This window comes from Stenotrophomonas sp. YJH_SMC_40 (genome assembly GCF_059368615.1).
Genome location: NZ_JCAFRX010000006.1, coordinates 64944 through 83511, shown reverse-complemented (window position 1 = coordinate 83511; position 18568 = coordinate 64944). Strand labels below are relative to the sequence as shown.

Here is an 18568-nt window from a genome sequence, read left to right as displayed (position 1 = left end):
GTCTTACATCCTTGTGCAGTCAGAGGGTTTGCCCCTCAAGGGTCAGTCCAGCAGCTGCAGATACTTCTGCAGCTGGTCGGCACGCGCGCTCAGGCGCATCACATCGTTCAGCTCGCCCTGCAGGTTGCCGGGCTGCGAATCGTCGTACAGCGCGGTATCCAGTTCGCCATCGCGGCTGCGCGACTGCAGCCACGCGCGCTGGGCATTCACCAGCTTGGTCCTTTTTGCGCCACTCAGCTTTGCCTGCAGCTGGCGGTAGGCCTGGTTCAGGCGCTGGTCCTGGCGTGCGCTTTCCGAGGTCAGGCAGGCGGCCTGCTCGATCGCACCCTGTGCCTTGTCACGGCAGGTGGTGAAGGTCGGGCTCAGCCCGGTGGCAGCCGGTGCTGCGGTTGCCGTGCCGATGGCCAGTACGGCGACCGCCAGCGCGGTGGCGAGGGTCCTGCTCAAACGCTTGTGCTGCATCATCTGCTCCACACGTCCAATCCATTGCGAGCGACGGACTATAACGGCGTCAATATTTCGTCGTCGTCAACGAATCGCGACAACTGTGACCGGTTGCCCGTCATTGTGGGTTGGCGCCGCCCGGCCTGCGGACGGCCCTCGGGCCCGGACGCCCCAGCGCTATCCGGGCGCCAGCCGCCGCCATTCAGCCGAGCGGTGTAAACTATTGATCTCACTGGCAATGCCAGTCTCCACGATCAACACCCCGATGACGTCCGCCACCGCCCGTTACGCTGATTCCCTGCGCCTGTCCGTTGCCCCGATGATGGACTGGACCGACCGCCATTGCCGCGTGTTCCATCGCGTGCTGGCGCCGGGTGCACGCCTGTACACGGAGATGGTGCACGCCAACGCGGTCATCCACGGCGACCGCGAGCGCCTGCTCGGCTTCGACCGCAGCGAACAGCCGCTGGCGCTGCAGCTGGGCGGCAGCGATCCGGCCCTGCTGGCGCAGGCTGCGCGCATTGCCGCCGAGTGGGGATACGACGAGGTCAACCTCAACTGCGGCTGCCCGTCCGACCGCGTGCAGGCCGGGCGTTTCGGCGCCTGCCTGATGCGCGAGCCGGTACTGGTGGCCGAGTGCGTGGCGGCCATGGTCGATGCGGTCGACATCCCGGTAACGGTGAAGTGCCGCCTGGGCGTGGACGAGGACAACGACTACGACGTGTTTGCCAGCTTCGTCGACCGCCAGGTCGCCGCTGGTGCGGCGATGGTGGTGGTGCATGCGCGCAACGCGTGGCTGAAGGGCCTGTCGCCGAAGGAGAACCGCGAGGTTCCGCCGCTGAAGTACGACTGGGCCTACCGCCTGAAGCAGGAGCGCCCGGCGCTGCCGGTGGTTATCAACGGTGGCCTGGCCAGCATCGAGGCGGTACAGGCGCAGGCCGCGCACGTCGATGGCGTGATGCTGGGCCGGGCGGCCTATCACGACCCCTATCTGCTGCATCAGCTGGAGGCGCTGCACACCGGCGCCCCGCTACAGGCACGTGGTGACCTGCTGCGCGCGATGCGCCCCTACATCGATGCGCGGCTGGGCGAAGGCCTGGCGCTGAAGCACATCACCCGCCACCTGCTCGGCCTGTTCCATGGCCAGCCCGGTGGTCGCGCCTTCCGCCAGGTGCTGAGCGAGGGCGCACACCGCCCCGGCGCCGGCTGGAGCCTGATCGAACAGGCCCTGGCGGTCACCGAACGCGAAGCTGATCGCGCCGCGGCGTGACGTCGGTCACGGTCCTGACTTGACAAGGGGCGGCGATTCGTCCCGAATGTTCACCTAGATGAACGACGCGAGCGCAGGGCCGGAAAAGTTCAGACCGGATTCACTGCCCCAAACCAAGAATTTGCAAAGGATTTGTAAAGCGCCGGGTCCCGAACCCGGCTCCCGGATTTACGACTTTTGAACGAATCGCCGTGCTCGGCTAGGATCGCATCGATGTCTTCCGCTCCCTTCCATCGCCGCATTGCCCTGGCCACCTGCGTGGTGCTGGCGGCTGCGCCGCTGTCTTCGGCGCTGGCGCAACAGCCGCCGCGTGGCGATCAGGGGCGCGCGGAGATGATGGAGCGGGGTGAGCGCGGTGGCCGTGGCGACGAGCGCTCGCTGTCCGATGCCGTGCGCCGCGTGCAGCGCACCACCGGCGGCCACATCCTCGGCGCCGAGCGCGTGCCGTTCGATGGGCGTGACATCAACCGGGTGAAGTACATGGACGATCGGGGCCGGGTCCGCTACATGGACGACCCCGCACCGTCGCGTTCACAGCCGCGCACGCCGCGGTCGGATATGTCATCACTACGCGGCGATAACCCCTGAACAGGGATAGTTGTCGCTATCAACCCGTACCCCACAGGCCTCCGGGCCACACCCAGGACACTAGGGAGAGTTCATGCGTATCCTTCTGGTCGAAGACGAAGCCCCGCTGCGTGAGACCCTGGCAGCCCGGCTCAAGCGCGAAGGCTTTGCCGTCGATGCTGCGCAGGACGGCGAGGAAGGCCTCTACATGGGGCGCGAAGTTCCGTTCGATGTCGGCATCATCGACCTCGGCCTGCCCAAGATGTCGGGCATGGAGCTGATCAAGGCCCTGCGTGACGAAGGCAAGAAGTTCCCGGTGCTGATCCTGACCGCGCGTTCGAGCTGGCAGGACAAGGTCGAAGGCCTGAAGCAGGGCGCCGACGACTACCTGGTCAAGCCGTTCCACGTCGAAGAGCTGCTGGCCCGCGTCAACGCGCTGCTGCGCCGCGCCGCCGGCTGGAGCAAGCCGACGCTGGAATGCGGCCCGGTCGCCCTGGACCTGGCTGCGCAGACCGTCAGCGTGGCCGGCAGCAATGTCGACCTGACCAGCTACGAATACAAGGTGCTGGAGTACCTGATGATGCACGCCGGTGAACTGGTCTCCAAGGCCGACCTCACCGAGCACATCTACCAGCAGGACTTCGACCGCGACTCGAACGTGCTGGAAGTGTTCATCGGCCGCCTGCGCAAGAAGCTGGACCCGGATGGCGAACTGAAGCCGATCGAGACCGTGCGCGGCCGCGGCTACCGTTTCGCGATTCCGCGCAACGAGGGCTGAGCCGGCTCAGCCTGGCGAGACCATGATGTCCGGCCGTCTGTGGTTCTTCCGACGCTGGCGGCCGCGCTCCCTGCAGGCGCGCCAGATGCTTGCCGCGTCCGTAGGCCTGGTCGCGTTCCTGGCCCTGGCCGGTTACGCACTCGACGCCGCCTTCGCCGATACGGCGAAGGCGAACCTGCGTGAGCGCCTGAAGAACTACGCCACCGCGTACGCGGCCGGCATCGACTTCACCCGCGACCGCTCGCTGTACATCCGCGAGCAGCCGCCGGATTCGCGCTTCGACGTGCCGGGCAGTGGCCTGTACCTGCAGGTGGTGATGCCGCACGGCAAGGGCAATTCGATGTCCGCCGAAGGCCCGATGCTGCCCACCGTCGGCGGCGGCCTGCTGGCGCCACGCCAGGAAGTGTTCGAAGGCCCGCTGCCGATGATCCAGATCGACGGCAGCCAGGGCTCGGTGTACCGCTATGGCCTGGGCCTGGTGTGGGACGCCGACGCCGACCCGGCCACCGAATTCCCGTACACCATCTATGTGATGGAAGACTCGCGTGCGCTGGGCGCGCAGCTGCGCGTGTTCCGTGGCCGTGTCTGGTTCTACCTGGGCGGCATCGGCCTGATCCTGCTGCTGCTGCAGACCGTCATCCTGCAGTGGAGCCTGCGTCCACTGCGTCGGGTGATCACCGAGCTGACCAAGGTGCAGCGCGGCGAGACCGAGCGCATGAGCGAGCGCCACCCGCGCGAGCTGGAACCGCTGACCGACAGCATCAACGCCTTCATTGAAAGCGAGCGCGAGAACCTCGAGCGCCAGCGCAACACCCTGGCCGACCTGGCACACAGCCTGAAGACGCCCATTGCGGTGCTGCGCACGCAGATGGACAGCGGCGCGGGCGATGGCGCGCTGCGCGAAGAGCTGGACGTGCAGCTGCAGCGCATGAACAATCTGGTTTCGTACCAGCTGGCACGTGCTGCGTCGTCGGGCCACAAGCTGTTCTCCGCGCCGCTGCCGATCGAGTCCAACGCCGAGGAAATCGTACGTGGCCTGGAGAAGGTCTACGCCTCCAAGGGCGTGCTGTGCGAGTTCGACATCGATCCGGCCGCGCGCTTCCACGGCGAACCGGGCGACCTGCAGGAACTGCTTGGCAACCTGCTGGAAAACGCCTTCAAGTGGGCCAACCGCCGCGTGCTGCTGACCGCGCAGCCGCTGCCGGCACCGAACGCGCGCCGCGCTGGCCTGCTGCTGGCGGTGGACGACGATGGCCCGGGCATTGCCCCGGACGACATCGGCAAGGTGCTGCAGCGTGGCGTGCGTGGCGACGAGCGCGTGCAGGGCCACGGCATCGGCCTGTCGATCGTGCAGGACCTGATCAAGGATTACCGCGGCGAACTGGCCGTCGGCCGTTCCAGCGAACTGGGCGGCGCCCGTTTCGAAGTGCGTTTGCCGCCAGGGCCGTAAACCTCGTTGATCGGTAGTGCCGGGCGCTGGCCGGCAACCAAGCAATGCCATCGAAGATCATGAGGTTGCCGGCCAGCGGCCGGCACTACCGTGTTTCGATCTTCGGCGGCTCGCCGTAGAACCGCCGCAGCTGCGCGGCCACCTCCGGCAACGCCTGCTGCAGCAGATCCGGTGCCGAGAAGTGATACTCGCTGGCCACCGCGAAGAACTCTTCCGGCGCCTCGGCCGCGTACGGGTCGATCAACGTCTCCTCGCCGGCATCCACCTGCGCGCGGAAGGCGTCGTAGGAACGCTGGAAGGTGGCGGCCCACTCGCGCTGCCACTCGCGCGGCAGTGGCGGCGTGCCGTCCATCGCGCCATCCAGCGCATCCAGCTTGTGCACCATCTCGTGCACCGCCACGCAGTAGCCCTCGTGCGGCGTCGCCAGGTCGGCCTGCACATCGGCCCACGACAGGATCAACGGACCGCTGTCCCACGACTCGCCAATCAGTTCGTCATCCCACTCATGCAGTACGCCGGCCGCATCCATGTGGCGGCGATGTACGCGGAATGCATCGGGGTAGACGATCAGCTGCGACCAGCCTTCCAGACCCACCTTGCCGAACTCCAGCAGCGGCAGGCAGCACAGTGCCGCCAGCAGCACGCCATCGCCGGCATGCAGCTGCAGCTCGCCGATCGGGGTAATGGTCTTCTCGTGCAGGAAGCGCGTGGCCAGCAGGCGCAATCGCGCGCGGCGTCCGTCGTCCAGACCGTGCAGCCAGGCGGCGCGGCGGCAGGCCTCATTCCACAGTACATCGTCGATCGGCCGCGGCGCAGGCCGCAGCCACTGCAGCAACGACTTGATCAGCGGAACATTCCCGGCAGGTAGCTGTGCCACTTCGGTGCGCGGATGCGCTGCAGCACGTCGTCATCGCTGCCACCGCCGCCCGTGCTGGTGCTGGCTGCCGGGCGGACCGGTGCCGGCTTGGTGGTGGCGGCCGAAGCGGTCGCGGTCGGTGCACGCTGCGAAGCGGCATCGCCGTTGGAGGACACGCAGGCGCCGCGGCTGTCGTCCAGCGCTGCCGTCGCAGACGCCGCGAAGGGCATCGTCAGCAGGATCAGGCAATGGGCATAACGGCGCATTGACGACATCCACGTTAAGGGAAGGTGAGTTCCCGATTCTAGCCCGAACCCGGCGCCCCGTTGGAAGCCCCCGCGGAACCCAGCGTGGCGGGCGCCGCTGGCGGCTTTCCCGCATAATTCCTTCCTGACTTCGTGGAAGCTGCCGTGGACGACCGCCAACTGCTGGCCAAACTCGCTGCCGGTCGCCTCTCCGGCGACGCCCTGGCCCGTGAGCTGGGCCAGACCCGGGCGGCCATTTGGAAGCGTATTCAAGGACTTAGAGCCGCCGGTGTGGACATCGAGGGCCGTGCAGGGGAGGGCTATGGCCTGACCCGCCCGGTCGACCTGCTGGACCCTGATGCGATCCGTGCCGGCTTGCCTGCCGGCGTCCAAGCCCTGCTGCACGACCTGCAGGTCGCTTGGACAGTGGACTCGACCAACGCCGAATTGCTGCGTTGCAGCGCGCCCCAGCGCGGGGTGAGCGTCCTGCTGGCCGAGCGCCAGACCGGCGGCCGCGGCCGTCGCGGCCGTACGTGGGCGTCGCCGCTGGCCGCGCATATCTACCTGTCGGTGCTGCGGCTGTTCTCCGGTGGCCTCGGTCGCCTGGCCGGGCTGAGCCTGGTGGCCGGCATCGCCGTGGCCGAAGCGCTGCACGACCTGGGCTACACCCAGGCGCAGCTGAAGTGGCCGAACGACCTGATTGTCGATGGCAAGCGCAAGCTGGTCGGCCTGCTCGCAGAAGGCGGTGGCGAATACGCCGGCCCGGCGCGCGCGGTGATCGGCATCGGCATCAACACGCACATGCCGCCGTCCTTCGCCGAGCAGATCACCCAGCCGTGGGTGGACCTGGACACGCTGGCCGGCAAGCCGGTGGACCGCAATGTGGTGGTTGCTGCCGTGCTGGCGCGCCTGCTGCCGGCACTGGAAGAATTCGATCGCGAAGGCCTCGCTCCCTTCCTGCCGCGCTACGCCGCGTTCGACATGCTGGCCGGTCGAGAAGTACGGGTGGAACTGGAAGGGCAGTGGCAGCATGGCACCGCACTCGGCCTGGCTGATGACGGCGCCTTGCGCGTGCGCATCGATGGCCGTGAGCGCCTGCTGCACGCCGGCGAAGTCAGCGTGAGGGCGGCATGAGCGATTGGTTGTTCGACCTCGGCAACTCGCGCTTCAAGTTCGCGCCGTTGCAGGGTGACCGTGCCGGTGACGTGCAGGCCTGGGCGCATGGCGCCGAAGGCATGGCCGGACAGCCGCCGCACAGCCTGCCCAGCGGCACCACCGCGTTCGTGGCCAGCGTGGCCGCACCGTCGCTGACCAGCGCGATGCTGGACCAGCTGCAGCGTCGCTTCGAGCACGTGCACGTGGTGCGTACCAGCGCCGAATGCGCCGGTGTGCGCATTGCCTATGCCAAGCCCGAAAAATTCGGTGTGGACCGCTTCCTGGCCCTGCTGGCCGCGGCCAAGGCGCAGCGCCCGGTGCTGGTGGTCGGGGTGGGCACCGCATTGACGATCGATCTGCTCGACGCCGACGGCCAGCACCACGGTGGCCGCATTTCAGCATCGCCCACCACCATGCGCGAAGCGTTGCACGCCCGTGCCGTGCAGCTGCCGGCCACGGGTGGTGACTACAGTGAGTTCGCCAACGACACCGCCGACGCGCTCGCCTCCGGCTGCGATGGTGCGGCCGTGGCACTGATCGAACGCAGCGCACAGCAGGCGCACACGCTGCTGGGCGTCGCACCGTCGCTGCTGGTGCATGGTGGCGGCGCACCGGCGCTGATGCCGTTGCTGCCCGGCGCGGATTACCACCCCTCGCTGGTGCTGGATGGCCTCGCCCGCTGGGCGGTGCACCAGCCCGCAGGCTAGTATCCGCGCATGCTGACCCGTGCCCTGATCGTCGTACTGGCCATCCTCAATCTTGGCGTCGCCTGCTGGTGGCTGCTGCGCGATGCGCCGCAGAAGCCTGCGCCGCCGCCGCAACCGGCCGGCGTGGCCGAGCTGCGCTGGGTGCCCGGTGGCGTGGATGCCGCTGCGGCCGCCGAAGCCACGGCCGCCGCGCCGACCGCGCCGTTGATGGAGCGCGAACCGGCGGAGAAGACCGCAGTGGCTGCGACGCCGGCGCCGGCTGTGCCGGCCAAGCCGGAAATTCCCAAGCCGCAGGTAGCTGAGGCTACGCCGGTTGCGGCCGCTGCCAAACCGGCAACACCGCCTGCACCGACCCCGACCCCGGCGCCGGAAAAGCCCGCAACCCCGCCCGCGGCCGCCGAGCCGCCGCGCTGCGTTGCGCTGGGCCCGTTCGCCGACCGCGCCGCCGCTACCAGTGCGCAGGGCAAGGCCAGCACGCTGCTCAGCCAGGTGCGCCTACGCGAACAGCCCGCTGCCAGCGGCAGTGCCCGTTACCGGGTGATGCTGCCGGCCGCCGCCAACCGCGAAGAAGCCCAGGCCACCGTGAAACGCATCGTCGCCGCTGGCCTGAGCGACTACTACATCATCAGCCAAGGCGAGGAGGCCAACGCCGTGGCGCTGGGCCAGTACCGCAACCGCGAAGGCGCCGAGCGGCGCATGGCGGCGGTGCAGGCCGCCGGCTTCCAGCCGCGCCTTGTCGCCAGCGGCGACGCCGGCCAGTGGTGGCTGGAAGGGCAGCTGGCGGCAGGCACGCAGCCGGCCCAGGCCCAGCAGCGCAGCGGGGCGGCACAGAGCCGGTCGCTGGAATGCGCAAGGTTGCGCTAGAATCCCCTGACCGCGGCGCTGCCGCCGGTGCATCCCCCATGCCGCTTTAGCTCAGTTGGTAGAGCAACTGTCTTGTAAACAGTAGGTCATCCGTTCGATTCGGATAAGCGGCACCATCGTACAGTCAGCGCCCCTTTGCTTTGCTCTTTCTGGACTTCAGCTGGAGTCTGGCAGCGCGCTGCTCGAGGTACTCGCCCAGCAGGCCGAGCGCCTCGGAGAACTTGATCCGCTCCCGGCCTCTATCCGACGTCCCCGCGCTCGCATTTCGACACGAGCGTCTGCGTGTTGCCCAGCCGTTCGGCCAGATCGACCTGCGACACGCCGGCCCGTTCACGGGCCCCCTTGGGACCCGGACGCCGTGCAGGTCCGGGACGTGTGCGCCAACTTCACTGAGGAGTTCGGCATCGTCGCCTGTGGCCGGGCCAACGCCAAGAATGAGTGTGGCGGGTACATCGGCCCCCTGGGCTTTATGTCGGGCGACAAGAGCGTCATCCTTTGGGGGATCACTTCGCCGTTGAAGAGTCGGGCGTCTGCCTGCAGGTCGAGGGTGGCAATTGGACAGTGGCCGTTGACAGCGCATAGGATCATTAGAGGGCAAGGGAAGGGAATGCCATGGGGAGACAGGCAAGCCGCCGATGGATCGAACGGGCTTGGGGCGCGTGTTTGTTTGCTCTGGCCCCGCTTGCCTTGGCCGCTGATGACCCTTCGCCCTTGCATGCCCAGTTTCAACTGCCTGACGATCGTGTCGACTATGTCGCCGCCAAGCTGGTAGTGGATAGCATCATTGATCCGTCCACTGACACTGTGGCAGTGCGTCGGCAAGTCGATCAGTGGGAGCACGCTGTACGCGGCAATGTGCCTGGCAACCCGACGGCGCGACAGGTCCTCGACGCTTTGCTCAAGACGCTTTACATGCCGGGCGAGTGGAACCAGGGGAAGCCTTTTACCTACGACCTGTCGGACCCACTGGGTAAGAATCCGAAGAACAAGCAGCTAGCTACCTACTTGGCCACGCGCAAGGGCAACTGCGTCTCAATGCCCATTCTCTTTGTCATCCTGGGCCAGCGGCTGGGGCTGACTGTCGCGCTTGCTACGGCGCCCAATCACCTGCTGGTGAAGTTCGCCGACGACGCAGCAGATGTGGTTGAACGTTGAAGCCACTGCGGGCGGCTTCAAATACGACAGCAGCTACCAGCATGAAACGGGGATCACCGAGGCGTCATTGGACAATGGACTTTACTTGCGCCCGCTGCTGCCGCACGAAGGGATAGGCGCCATCGCCAGCACACTGATGGAGCACTACGGGGCGAAGAAGGACGCCGATGCGCTCATGGCCGTGGCCGATCTGGCGCTGGCCGCCAATCCGAAGGACCCGGTAGCGATGATATGGAAGGCGAATGCCTACTACATCCAGACCCAGCAACGCATCCGCTCCAGGTATTCGAATGCGGAAGATCTGCCACCTGAGTTGCACGGGGAATTTCACCGTTTGACTCGCGAGAATCTGGCATGGCTTGCCAAGGCCGAATCACTTGGTTGGACGCAGAAAACGCCGGAGCAGGAAGCTAGCTACCTACAATCCATCCAGCGCGAACGCGCGAGAAGAGGACTGTGATGCGCATTGCCATTCCAGGGCTGTTGACCGTGGCGCTGTGCGCCATCGCTTCCAGTGCGTCGGCCCGGTTCGTTTCAGCCGATCCCGTACAAGCCGATCCAAATACGGGCGCCAACTACAACCGCTACTGGTATGGGAACAACAATCCCTATAGCTTTACCGACCCGGACGGGCGCCTGTCGCGTGGTACCGGCTGGACGGACAGGCAATGGAATCAGTTCGACCGCGCCCAGCAGAGCGCCGCTGGCAGCTTGGAGAAAGCGGCGGGCAAGATCAACGGTGCACTGGCCGAAGGGGGCAAAGCACTCCAGCGTGCGGAGAAGTCTTTCCAACGCAACTTCGGTGCTGGCTCAGCCACTCCAGAGAACATGGCGAAAGCTGCCTCAGATATGAGCTCAATGGCTGCGGCATTGCGGGATACCAGTGCGGGCGCCATTCCAGCCAATGGCATGACGGGTGCGCAAATCAATGCGGCTTATGGGGTTGGTGCAGATACGTTGGGGGGCGTGCCTTCCACCGGGCCGAAAATGGTCATCGTCAACACCACGCACGCCAGTTTCAATGATCCGTCGAGGTTGGCTTGGGGCGCGGGTCACGAAGTCGGGCATGCCGTGCTGGGGTACAAGGACCAGTTCTTCAATGGCGACGTGGCCTACAAGTTCGGATCCCCCCTGCAACAGAAAATCTTCAAGACGCTGCCCAGCCAGCAGCGCCTTATCAATCCTGACCACATCATGGACCACGCTCGATGAGCAGGATTCTGGCAGTCACCTTGCTATGCGTGGCGATAGCTGCCTGCGCCAGCCCATTTCGACGCGCGGAACCTCAGGATTTCAGGGTTTCGGTGGTGGATAACCCGGCGAAGAAACGATACGACGTAGCCTTGGCGTCTGCCGTTGGCGCGCCCTTGTGCCTTTCGAAAGAAGGCTGGCCTGCCGAAGACGGTACATTTCCGATGGGGTACGAAGGCGCTGTCTTGACCACAACCACGGGACCTCTACATCCGAAGGCAGCTATGACCACCTACTGCCCTGGAGGATGTGGTGAAGTTCGCTTGGAGCCAGGCCAGACCTTGCGGGCAAGCGTTGCCTACGCCGCATTCGGTGATGCCGAGGTCATCGCAGTTGACCCGGTTCGCTCGCTCTCGTTTCCCGTTTATCCCTACTACTGTGCACGGTAGTTCCGGCTGAGAGCGGGGCTTGCGACGTCGTGAAGCTTCGCGCTGATGGCCCCAATGTTCCGCACTACCGAGCCCCACGCACCTGCAACGCCACATACTCGGCCAGCCCCCGGCAGGCCAGCATCAGCCCTTCGCGCGCACCGTCGCCGATATCGTCTTTCTCTTCCCCATCCACGCGCACGCGCTCGGCGGCGTGGTACAGCTCCAGCAACGACACCAGGCCCACTGCGGCGCGATCCCTGCGAGCGGCAGCCACCGCTTCACCAGGTGTGCCTGCCGGCCCCGTCCACGGCTGTCCATCGGCGGCGTCACCGGCCTGGATGCGCTGCAGGCAGCCGGGCAGGTTGATCGGCGCGGGCGCCTCGTTGGCGGCGGCGAAAGCGGCTTCCAACGGCTGCGCCAGTTCGGGTGGCAGGCGCAGCGCAGCCTCGCCCAGGGTGGCGGTCAGGTACGGGTGATGGGTCTTGGGCATGCGGGCGTCCTCGTCGGCAACAGAGGTGCCACCCGAAGAGGGTGGCGGGCGATGCGTGGCTTCCAAGACCGGAAATCGATGAGCCGGTGGGCACAGGGCCCCCACGCACCGCCCGCCGTCGATCGGCGAACGGATTGCCAGCCGGCGCCGCTCTTGGGAAGACGGCGCCGGCTGGCAAGCGTATACAGCTTCGATTAAACGGGCTTGGAAGTCCCGGCCACCTTTGCAGGTGGCGATTCATCATGCGCACGTGAAATCACCGCCTGCCAGTCGTTTGTTTCGATGGCATCGGGTGATCTGAAAGGAAAAATGAATTATCGCGTTTGGCCCGTTTCGAGCATCGCAATGCCAGAAGCGACATATCGCGCAGCGCCGTCATCATCGGTCATCCGGGCTGCGCCACTGTTGCCGCACGGCTTACAGTAGCGTGCGACGTAAAGCCGGCTTAACAGCCTCGGCAAGGCACCAAGGCAACGATACCAGACCCAAAAGTGCCAACGCGCGCCCCGATCTTGATATTCCTCACGGACCGCCCGCAGCGCCCACCGCATACTGCCGCTACACGCCCACCTGGGCTCTTCGGGATCCGCACATGCGTCGCCACGCCCTGCCGCTCACCGTCGCATTGTTGTCCGCCGCATTCGCAGCCCCGGCCATGGCCGCCGTGCCGTTCTTCAACGCCAGCTGCCCGGGCGGCATCGATGTTCACGCCGACGATGGCGGACCCGTCTACGTGCAGGGCCGCGAGGCCACACTGAAACGTTTCAACGACCGCTATTTCGAAGCACGCGATGCCAACAGCGGCATCACCCTGTCGATCAGCCGCAACGATGACGGCGCGCCGCAGGTCAGCTACACCGGCCGTGGCGGCGCCAATGGCATCTGCCAGGTCAGCGCCAGCGGCACGTCCGCGCTCACCGCAAACAGTGCACGCCCTCGCGACGCTGCCGCCGGAGATGCCGCACTACCGCGCGAAGTCACCTGCGAATCCACCGACCAGCAGCAGGTCTCGTGCGATCTGAACACCCGTGGCAACGTGGAAATCGTGCGCCAGCTCAGCCGTACCCGTTGCGAGGAAGGCAAGAACTGGGGCCTGTCGCGGCATTCGGTGTGGGTCAATGGCGGGTGCCGGGCGGTGTTCCGCAATACCTCGCGAATGTCGTATTCAGCCCCAACCGGTGACAGCGCGCTGGGCGCCTGCAACCTGCGCAAGGGCGCGCAGGGCGCGGTGGTGACCCAGGTGCCGGTGGGCAGCGACTACCAGGAGCTGATCATTGATTACCCCGATGGCCGCTACCTGTGCATGATGCGCAACAACGGCGAAGTGCAGAGCGTGACCCCGCTGCGCCGCCGCGGGGGTTGAGTTCGTCGCGCCCGCCGCCCTATGGTGGCCCCCCCTTATTGACGTCGGGTGGCATCACCATGTCCCATCTTCTGGCCAAGGCTGCTGAAAAGGCGGATCTCGACCGGATCGATGCCTTGCTGGATGCAGGCGCCGATATCGAGTGGCAGCACAAGGGCACGGGGCGCACTCCGCTGCTCTCGGCCGTCATTGCCGGAAAATGCGATGCCGCAGCGCGATTGCTGGATCGCGGTGCCAACATCGAGCATGCCTGCAGGGCACTGGGCTACACCGCGCTGGGTTGGGCCGCCGCGCATGGCGATACTGACATCGGCGACCTGCTGATCGCACGCGGCGCCATGCTCGACCCTGCTTCGCCGGAACAACGGCGTACGCCGCTGATGCTGGCATGCGCCCGTGGGCACCTGGCGATGGTCGAACGCTTGCTGGACAGCGGCGCGTCCGTGGCACCGCTGGATTTCGAAGGGTGCAACGCGTTGGCGATGGCCGATGAACGCGGTTACGCGGAGGTGGTGGCGCTGTTGCACGCCGCCGGTGCGACGCCGCCGCCTGCGTTGATGGAAGCACCGCCGCTGGAGTGGCCCCAGCCCGACGCCGGAGGTGAGCCCGCGTCGGTGGTGCGTGGATACTTGTTGGCATATCACGAGTGGGAAACGCGTGGCTACAAGGATTCCCGTGCCGGTGGCGGACTTCTGCTCAGCTCGGGCTTCCAACAGGAGAAAGCGGACATCCTGGCGGCCTGGTGTACCGACCGCAAACGGGTCTATTCGACCGGCGTTTCGGTCGGGAACCCCCCGCGGTACGTACCGGAGGATCTCTTGGTGTCAGTTGCGATGCCGACGGTCTCGAGGGCCGAGGTGCTGGTACGCGACGACCCTCAGAAGGCGCGTTCCCTTCGTTACGAACATCTGTTCGTACTCAAGCGTGTGGGTGGGCGGTGGCGGATCGACCTGCGGAAGAAGCGTGTGTTCCAAATCGAGACCTGGGCGGCAGCCATCCTCTAGTGTGAAAGGAGCCTGGACACGAACCCCGCCCTGCTGCACCGCCGCGAGTGGTGTCACACAGCTCTGGCTAGACTGTGCTTCTTTTTCCCCCGCAGGAGGCACCCATGGCCCATCCCATTTCCGTATCCCTGATCGGCGTTCCCACCGATGTCGGTGCGGGCCATCGCGGTGCACGGCTGGGGCCGGAAGCGCTGCGCGTGGCGGGCCTGCCGGAGGCGCTGGAAGCGCGCGGCGTGGACGTGCGCGACCTGGGCAACCTGGATGGCCCGCGCAACCCGTGGACCGCGCCGGTGCAGGGCTACCGCCATCTGGAGGAAGTGGTGGCGTGGAACCATGCACTGATGGAAGCCAGCTATGCCGAACTGCAGGCCGGCCGCATGCCGATCATGCTCGGCGGCGACCACTGCCTGGGAATCGGTTCGATCACTGCCGTGGCACGCTGGTGCCGCGAGCAGGGCAAGACCCTGCGCGTGCTGTGGCTGGATGCACATTCCGATTTCAATACCAGCGATGTCACCCCCTCGGGCAACATCCACGGCATGCCGGTGGCCTGCCTGTGCGGCCTCGGCCCGGAGGCGCTGACCCACCTCGGCGGCAGCGCACCGGCGATCACTCCCACCCAGGTGCACCAGATCGGCATCCGTTCGGTGGACCCGGAAGAGAAGCGCCTGATCAAGACCCACAAGGTGGATGTCTACGACATGCGCTACATCGACGAGAACGGCATGAAGCGCACGGTCGAAGCAGCACTGGCGGGCATCGACGAGAACACCCACCTGCATGTCAGCTTCGACGTCGACTTCCTCGACCCGAGCATCGCGCCGGGCGTGGGCACCACGGTGCCGGGTGGGGTGAACTACCGCGAGGCGCAGCTGGTGATGGAGATGATTGCCGACACCGGGCGCATGGGTTCGCTGGACATCGTCGAGCTCAACCCCTTGCTGGACAAGCAGAATGCCACCGCCGAACTGGCCGTGGACCTGGTCGAAAGCCTGTTCGGCAAGTCCACCCTGATGCGCGACTGAGCTCTCCGCCTGAACGGATCGATGATCCGTTCACACGCGCTCCACGCCCCTGCCGCCAGATTGCACATCACGCGGCGGCAGTGGCATTGGCTCCTTCCGCCGAGCGACCGAACCCCATCCGCGAATGAAGCGGTATAGCGGCGAACCCAAGGAGAAGCCCATGAAGCGCGTAGTTGCCCTGATGCTGTTGTCGATGTTCTCGGTGGCCCTGCTGGCCGGTTGCAACACCGTTGCCGGTGCCGGCAAGGACGTGCAGAAGGCTGGCGAAAAGGTTGAGGATGCCGCCAAGGGCCGTTGAGCCTGAAGTGGAACGGAAAGCAGAAAAGGCCGGGGGGACCTCCCCGGCCTTTTTTCTTGCGCGTTTTCTCTGCTGCGTACGTGTCGAAGCGTAGTGAACCATTCAAGCAGGTGAGCAGTGCTTTCATGGTCGGTTGACCGGCACTCAACAGCCGCTGCGCGAAGCTGTAGCCACGGTAAGAACGCCGTTGCAACCAAGGACTCCCAGCAATGAACAAAGACATCATTTCCGGCAAGTGGTCGCAGCTGAAGGGCAAGGCCCAGGCCAAGTGGGGCGATCTGACCAACGACGACTTCGATGTGGCTGAAGGCAATGCCGAGTATCTGGCCGGCCGTCTGCAGGAACGTTATGGCTGGGCCAAGGATCGCGCTGAGAAGGAAGTCCGTGAGTTCCAGGATGCCGTGAGCAAGGACTACCCGGACTACAAGTAAGCGCTACGGTTTTCCCCCACGGCACAACGCCCGCACCGAGAGGTTGCGGGCGTTGTGCTGTCTGGGCGGCCGATCAACGCGCCGGCGGGTCCGGCACATAGCGGTTGGGGAACGCCTGCGGTTCGCGCGGCAGGCGCGACGGCGGTGTATCGACCAGGATGCCGCGCGCGCGCAGATTGCGGGCGCTGTCGTAGCGCAGCTGCAGAACCTGCGCCGGGCTGCGGCTGGCGCGTTCGAAGTCGGTATCGCGTACCGACGACTGCTCGCGTGCGCCGTGGCCGGTGCCCAGCCCAGGGGCCTGTGACTTGCTGGCATAGCCCTTGATGCGGCTGTTGCTGGCGCTGGCATCGGCCGCCGCTTCGGCCGTCGGGGCCGGTGCCGGCAGCGGCAGGCTGCGGCGCAGGATCGGATCCGGACGCCAGCGGCGCGCTTCCTCGAACACCGCCACGCCGACCACGCCGACGTTGTCCGGGCGACCGGTGCGGCTGGCATAGCTGCCGCTGGGGCTGCTGAACACGAACTGCGCCACTTCATCCTGGCTCTTGCGCCAGCCGGTGATGTCGGCGCGCTGGCCGGGGTTGAGCACGTAGCCGGTCTGCGACGGATCGGCATCCTCGCCGGAGATGGCGTTGACGCCGTCTACCGACAGCACCACCAGCACCCGGCGCGGGCTGTCGTTGTACAGGCGCACGGCGTAGCGGTGGCCGCGCTCGCCGGCCACCCAGCGCTGGCCCTCGGCGGGGTAGCTGCGCAATTCGGTGCCGCGGTCGCGGTCGACCAGAGACATGCGCACGGGGCCGCCCTCGTAGGCCGGCGGCGGCACCGGGGCGGGGCGGAAGCCGGCCAGGGGCAGGATCAACAGCAGGGGCAGCAGGCGTTTCATCGGGCGTCTCCAGCGGGGTTGCGTGAATGAACGCGCCGCAGGCCCTGACGGGGTTGGTGGCGTGCAAGGTAAACTGGCCCCGTTCATCGAAGGTTACCCCACGCAGTCATGACCACCCGAGTCCTTACCGGCATCACCCCCTCCGGCACGCCCCACCTGGGCAACTACGTTGGCGCCATCCGTCCGGCCATCGCGGCCAGCCGCGCGCCGGGGATCGAGAGCTTCTTCTTCCTGGCCGACCTGCACAGCCTGATCAAGTCCCAGGACCCGCAGCGCACCCAGCGCGCGACCCTGGAGATCGCGGCCAGCTGGCTGGCCTGTGGCCTGGACCCGGAACACGTGTGGTTCTACCGCCAGAGCGACATCCGCGAGACCACCGAGCTGATGTGGTTCCTGACCGCGATCGCCAGCAAGGGCATCCTCAACCGCGCGCACGCCTACAAGGCGGCGGTGGACAAGAACCGCGAGGAAGGCGTGGACGAGGACGCAGGCGTCAGCGCCGGCCTGTTCATGTACCCGGTGCTGATGGCCGCCGACATTCTGATCTTCAAGGCCAACCAGGTACCGGTGGGCCGTGACCAGATCCAGCACATCGAGATGGCGCGCGACTTCGCCCAGCGCTTCAACCACGTGTATGGCAAGGAGTACTTCCCGCTGCCGGACGTGGTGATCGACGAGCAGGTGGCGACGCTGGCGGGCCTGGATGGCCGCAAGATGAGCAAGAGCTACCACAACACCATTCCGCTGTTCGTGCCGCGCGAGGAGCTGAAGAAGCTGGTGTTCTCGATCCTGACCGACTCGCGCGCACCTGGCGAGCCGAAGGACACCGAGGGCTCTGCGCTGTTCCAGATGTACCAGGCCTTCGCCACCCCGGAACAGACCGCCGAATTCGCCAGGGCGTTCGCCGCCGGCATCAGCTGGGGTGACGCCAAGCAGCAGCTGTTCGAGCGCATCGACAGCGAGCTGTCGCCGTTGCGCGAACGCTACAACGCGCTGATGGCCGAGCCGGAGAAGATCGAGGCGCTGCTCAAGCGCCGTGGCCAGCAGCTGCGCGAGCAGCTGGCGGCACCGCTGCTGGACGAGCTGCGCCACGCCGTGGGCCTGCGTGACCTGTCCACCGCAGGCGATATCGCCAGCGAGGACGCCGGCGTGGCCCGCGTGGCACCGCCACTGTTCAAGCAGTACCGCGAGAAGGACGGCCGCTTCTACTTCAAGCTGACCGCCGGTGACGGCACGCTGCTGATCCAGAGCGAAGGCTTCGATTCGCCGCGCGATGCGGGGCAGTTGATTGCCGTGATCAAGCAGGCGGAGCAGGGTGACCAGCTGCAGAGCGAACTGTTCAAGCTGGAAGCCGAAGTGGACGCCGTGCTGGCGGCCCTGGCCATGCTGCGCGAAGCGTAAGGGTAGTGCCGGGCGCTGGCCGGCAACTGCATAGGAAATGCCGGCCAGCGGCCGGCACTACCACGGCAACCGCATAGGAAAACGCCGGCCAGCGGCCGGCCCTACCCGCGAACGAAGGTCATGGCATGATGTCCGCGCGCCTCCGGCGCGATGACATGGAGTCTGCGATGGCCTGGTTGTCGCTGCTGCTGTTCCTGCCCTGGTTCCTGCTGCTGGGCAGCCTGTACTGGCTGTTCCCGCGCCAGCCGCGCACGCCGCGGCGGCGCCTGTTCGATGGCACCACCCTGCTGCTGGCCTTCGCCCTGAGCATCGCCTCGATGCTGTGGGGGTATCGACTTGGCATGGCACAGCCCGGCGCCGGCCCGATCTGGCCGCAGGTACTGGCGGTGCTGTACGCCTACGGCGCATTCCTGGCGGTGCTGGTGCTGGCCCTGCTGCTGCGGCCGCGGTTCGCATTGCGCTGAACCTGGCCCTTGCGCACCCGATGGACCTGCGGTTGGTTGGCCTGCGCTTGCCCTTGCCTGCGCTTGCCCTTGGTAGAGTCGACTGTGAGTCGACCG

General features: G+C 66.5%; 23 protein-coding genes and 1 tRNA gene. 18 read left to right on the top strand and 6 right to left on the bottom strand.

The annotated features are described in order from the left end of the window. Positions 1 to 42: 42 nt before the first annotated feature. A complete protein-coding gene (locus AC5P6X_RS12950) occupies positions 43 to 462 on the bottom strand; it encodes a lysozyme inhibitor LprI family protein (RefSeq protein WP_223017033.1) in 420 nt (139 codons plus the stop codon). Between the two features lie 220 nt (positions 463 to 682). Between AC5P6X_RS12950 and dusA the strand changes: the two genes are divergently transcribed. From dusA to AC5P6X_RS12930, 4 genes are all read left to right on the top strand, one after another. Further along, entirely contained in the window at positions 683 to 1714 is a 1032-nt protein-coding gene (gene dusA, locus AC5P6X_RS12945; protein WP_099604903.1) for a tRNA dihydrouridine(20/20a) synthase DusA, read from the top strand. Between the two features lie 213 nt (positions 1715 to 1927). Further along, positions 1928 to 2302: a hypothetical protein gene (locus AC5P6X_RS12940; protein WP_005407693.1), complete on the top strand. Its 375-nt coding sequence runs from the start codon at positions 1928 to 1930 to the stop codon at positions 2300 to 2302. Between the two features lie 73 nt (positions 2303 to 2375). Next, complete coding sequence (locus AC5P6X_RS12935; RefSeq protein ID WP_004136763.1) at positions 2376 to 3059, top strand: response regulator transcription factor; 684 nt, start codon at positions 2376 to 2378, stop codon at positions 3057 to 3059. 25 nt (positions 3060 to 3084) lie between these two features. Further along, entirely contained in the window at positions 3085 to 4509 is a 1425-nt protein-coding gene (locus AC5P6X_RS12930) for an ATP-binding protein (RefSeq protein WP_032953760.1), read from the top strand. Positions 4510 to 4594: 85 nt separating this feature from the next. On the opposite strand, the gene AC5P6X_RS12925 is transcribed toward AC5P6X_RS12930, so the two are convergent. Next, positions 4595 to 5386, bottom strand: coding sequence for a M90 family metallopeptidase (locus AC5P6X_RS12925; protein ID WP_239667406.1), 792 nt, complete (start codon positions 5384 to 5386; stop codon positions 4595 to 4597). Continuing rightward, complete coding sequence (locus tag AC5P6X_RS12920) at positions 5353 to 5631, bottom strand: hypothetical protein (RefSeq protein ID WP_005407696.1); 279 nt, start codon at positions 5629 to 5631, stop codon at positions 5353 to 5355. Before AC5P6X_RS12920 ends, AC5P6X_RS12925 begins: the two co-directional genes overlap by 34 nt. Before the next feature lie 144 nt (positions 5632 to 5775). Here AC5P6X_RS12920 and birA point away from each other — a divergent pair, with 144 nt between their 5' ends. From birA to AC5P6X_RS12900, 4 genes are all read left to right on the top strand, one after another. Further along, positions 5776 to 6744, top strand: a complete 969-nt coding sequence (gene birA, locus AC5P6X_RS12915; RefSeq protein ID WP_049460450.1) for a bifunctional biotin--[acetyl-CoA-carboxylase] ligase/biotin operon repressor BirA — start codon at positions 5776 to 5778, stop codon at positions 6742 to 6744. Then, complete coding sequence (locus tag AC5P6X_RS12910; RefSeq protein ID WP_005407698.1) at positions 6741 to 7472, top strand: type III pantothenate kinase; 732 nt, start codon at positions 6741 to 6743, stop codon at positions 7470 to 7472. The genes birA and AC5P6X_RS12910 overlap by 4 nt, the downstream gene beginning before the upstream one ends. 9 nt (positions 7473 to 7481) lie before the next feature. Next, positions 7482 to 8336 carry an SPOR domain-containing protein gene (locus AC5P6X_RS12905; RefSeq protein WP_049449482.1) on the top strand — a complete coding sequence of 285 codons (855 nt, stop codon included), beginning with the start codon at positions 7482 to 7484 and terminating at the stop codon, positions 8334 to 8336. A 40-nt stretch (positions 8337 to 8376) separates the two neighbouring features. Beyond that, positions 8377 to 8452, top strand: a tRNA-Thr gene (locus tag AC5P6X_RS12900). Positions 8453 to 8575: 123 nt separating this feature from the next. Here the strand turns inward: AC5P6X_RS12900 and AC5P6X_RS12895 are convergent. Beyond that, on the bottom strand, positions 8576 to 8656 hold the full coding sequence (locus AC5P6X_RS12895; protein WP_197592592.1) for a helix-turn-helix domain-containing protein: 81 nt from the start codon (positions 8654 to 8656) through the stop codon (positions 8576 to 8578). Positions 8657 to 9023: 367 nt separating this feature from the next. Here AC5P6X_RS12895 and AC5P6X_RS12890 point away from each other — a divergent pair, with 367 nt between their 5' ends. Genes AC5P6X_RS12890 through AC5P6X_RS12880 form a run of 3 tightly spaced genes read left to right on the top strand, consistent with a single transcriptional unit; the run spans position 9024 to position 10703 of the window. Next, a complete protein-coding gene (locus AC5P6X_RS12890) occupies positions 9024 to 9491 on the top strand; it encodes a transglutaminase family protein (protein WP_159082281.1) in 468 nt (155 codons plus the stop codon). After that, a complete protein-coding gene (locus AC5P6X_RS12885; RefSeq protein WP_138464206.1) occupies positions 9481 to 9951 on the top strand; it encodes a hypothetical protein in 471 nt (156 codons plus the stop codon). Before AC5P6X_RS12890 ends, AC5P6X_RS12885 begins: the two co-directional genes overlap by 11 nt. Further along, entirely contained in the window at positions 9951 to 10703 is a 753-nt protein-coding gene (locus AC5P6X_RS12880) for an RHS repeat-associated core domain-containing protein (protein ID WP_049449487.1), read from the top strand. The genes AC5P6X_RS12885 and AC5P6X_RS12880 overlap by 1 nt, the downstream gene beginning before the upstream one ends. 492 nt (positions 10704 to 11195) lie before the next feature. Here the strand turns inward: AC5P6X_RS12880 and AC5P6X_RS12875 are convergent, their stop codons facing one another. Further along, positions 11196 to 11603 carry a hypothetical protein gene (locus AC5P6X_RS12875; RefSeq protein ID WP_088436816.1) on the bottom strand — a complete coding sequence of 136 codons (408 nt, stop codon included), beginning with the start codon at positions 11601 to 11603 and terminating at the stop codon, positions 11196 to 11198. A gap of 592 nt (positions 11604 to 12195) precedes the next feature. Here AC5P6X_RS12875 and AC5P6X_RS12870 point away from each other — a divergent pair. The 5 genes from AC5P6X_RS12870 to AC5P6X_RS12850 all read left to right on the top strand — a co-directional run bounded on the left by AC5P6X_RS12870 (position 12196) and on the right by AC5P6X_RS12850 (position 15724). After that, positions 12196 to 12966, top strand: coding sequence for a DUF3011 domain-containing protein (locus tag AC5P6X_RS12870; protein ID WP_012478874.1), 771 nt, complete (start codon positions 12196 to 12198; stop codon positions 12964 to 12966). Between the two features lie 59 nt (positions 12967 to 13025). Then, complete coding sequence (locus AC5P6X_RS12865) at positions 13026 to 13970, top strand: ankyrin repeat domain-containing protein (protein WP_329756628.1); 945 nt, start codon at positions 13026 to 13028, stop codon at positions 13968 to 13970. A 104-nt stretch (positions 13971 to 14074) separates the two neighbouring features. Beyond that, entirely contained in the window at positions 14075 to 14995 is a 921-nt protein-coding gene (gene rocF, locus AC5P6X_RS12860; protein WP_099604909.1) for an arginase, read from the top strand. Between the two features lie 160 nt (positions 14996 to 15155). After that, the gene (locus AC5P6X_RS12855; RefSeq protein ID WP_005407710.1) at positions 15156 to 15293 is read left to right on the top strand and encodes an entericidin A/B family lipoprotein; all 138 of its coding nucleotides are present in this window, start codon (positions 15156 to 15158) and stop codon (positions 15291 to 15293) included. A gap of 209 nt (positions 15294 to 15502) precedes the next feature. Next, the gene (locus AC5P6X_RS12850) at positions 15503 to 15724 is read left to right on the top strand and encodes a CsbD family protein (protein ID WP_004153772.1); all 222 of its coding nucleotides are present in this window, start codon (positions 15503 to 15505) and stop codon (positions 15722 to 15724) included. A gap of 73 nt (positions 15725 to 15797) precedes the next feature. On the opposite strand, the gene AC5P6X_RS12845 is transcribed toward AC5P6X_RS12850, so the two are convergent. After that, on the bottom strand, positions 15798 to 16607 hold the full coding sequence (locus tag AC5P6X_RS12845; RefSeq protein WP_088436812.1) for a hypothetical protein: 810 nt from the start codon (positions 16605 to 16607) through the stop codon (positions 15798 to 15800). A 108-nt stretch (positions 16608 to 16715) separates the two neighbouring features. Here AC5P6X_RS12845 and AC5P6X_RS12840 point away from each other — a divergent pair, with 108 nt between their 5' ends. Further along, the gene (locus AC5P6X_RS12840) at positions 16716 to 18008 is read left to right on the top strand and encodes a tryptophan--tRNA ligase (protein ID WP_012478877.1); all 1293 of its coding nucleotides are present in this window, start codon (positions 16716 to 16718) and stop codon (positions 18006 to 18008) included. Between the two features lie 167 nt (positions 18009 to 18175). Further along, the gene (locus AC5P6X_RS12835) at positions 18176 to 18472 is read left to right on the top strand and encodes a hypothetical protein (RefSeq protein ID WP_043035191.1); all 297 of its coding nucleotides are present in this window, start codon (positions 18176 to 18178) and stop codon (positions 18470 to 18472) included. The last annotated feature ends 96 nt before the right edge of the window (positions 18473 to 18568 follow it).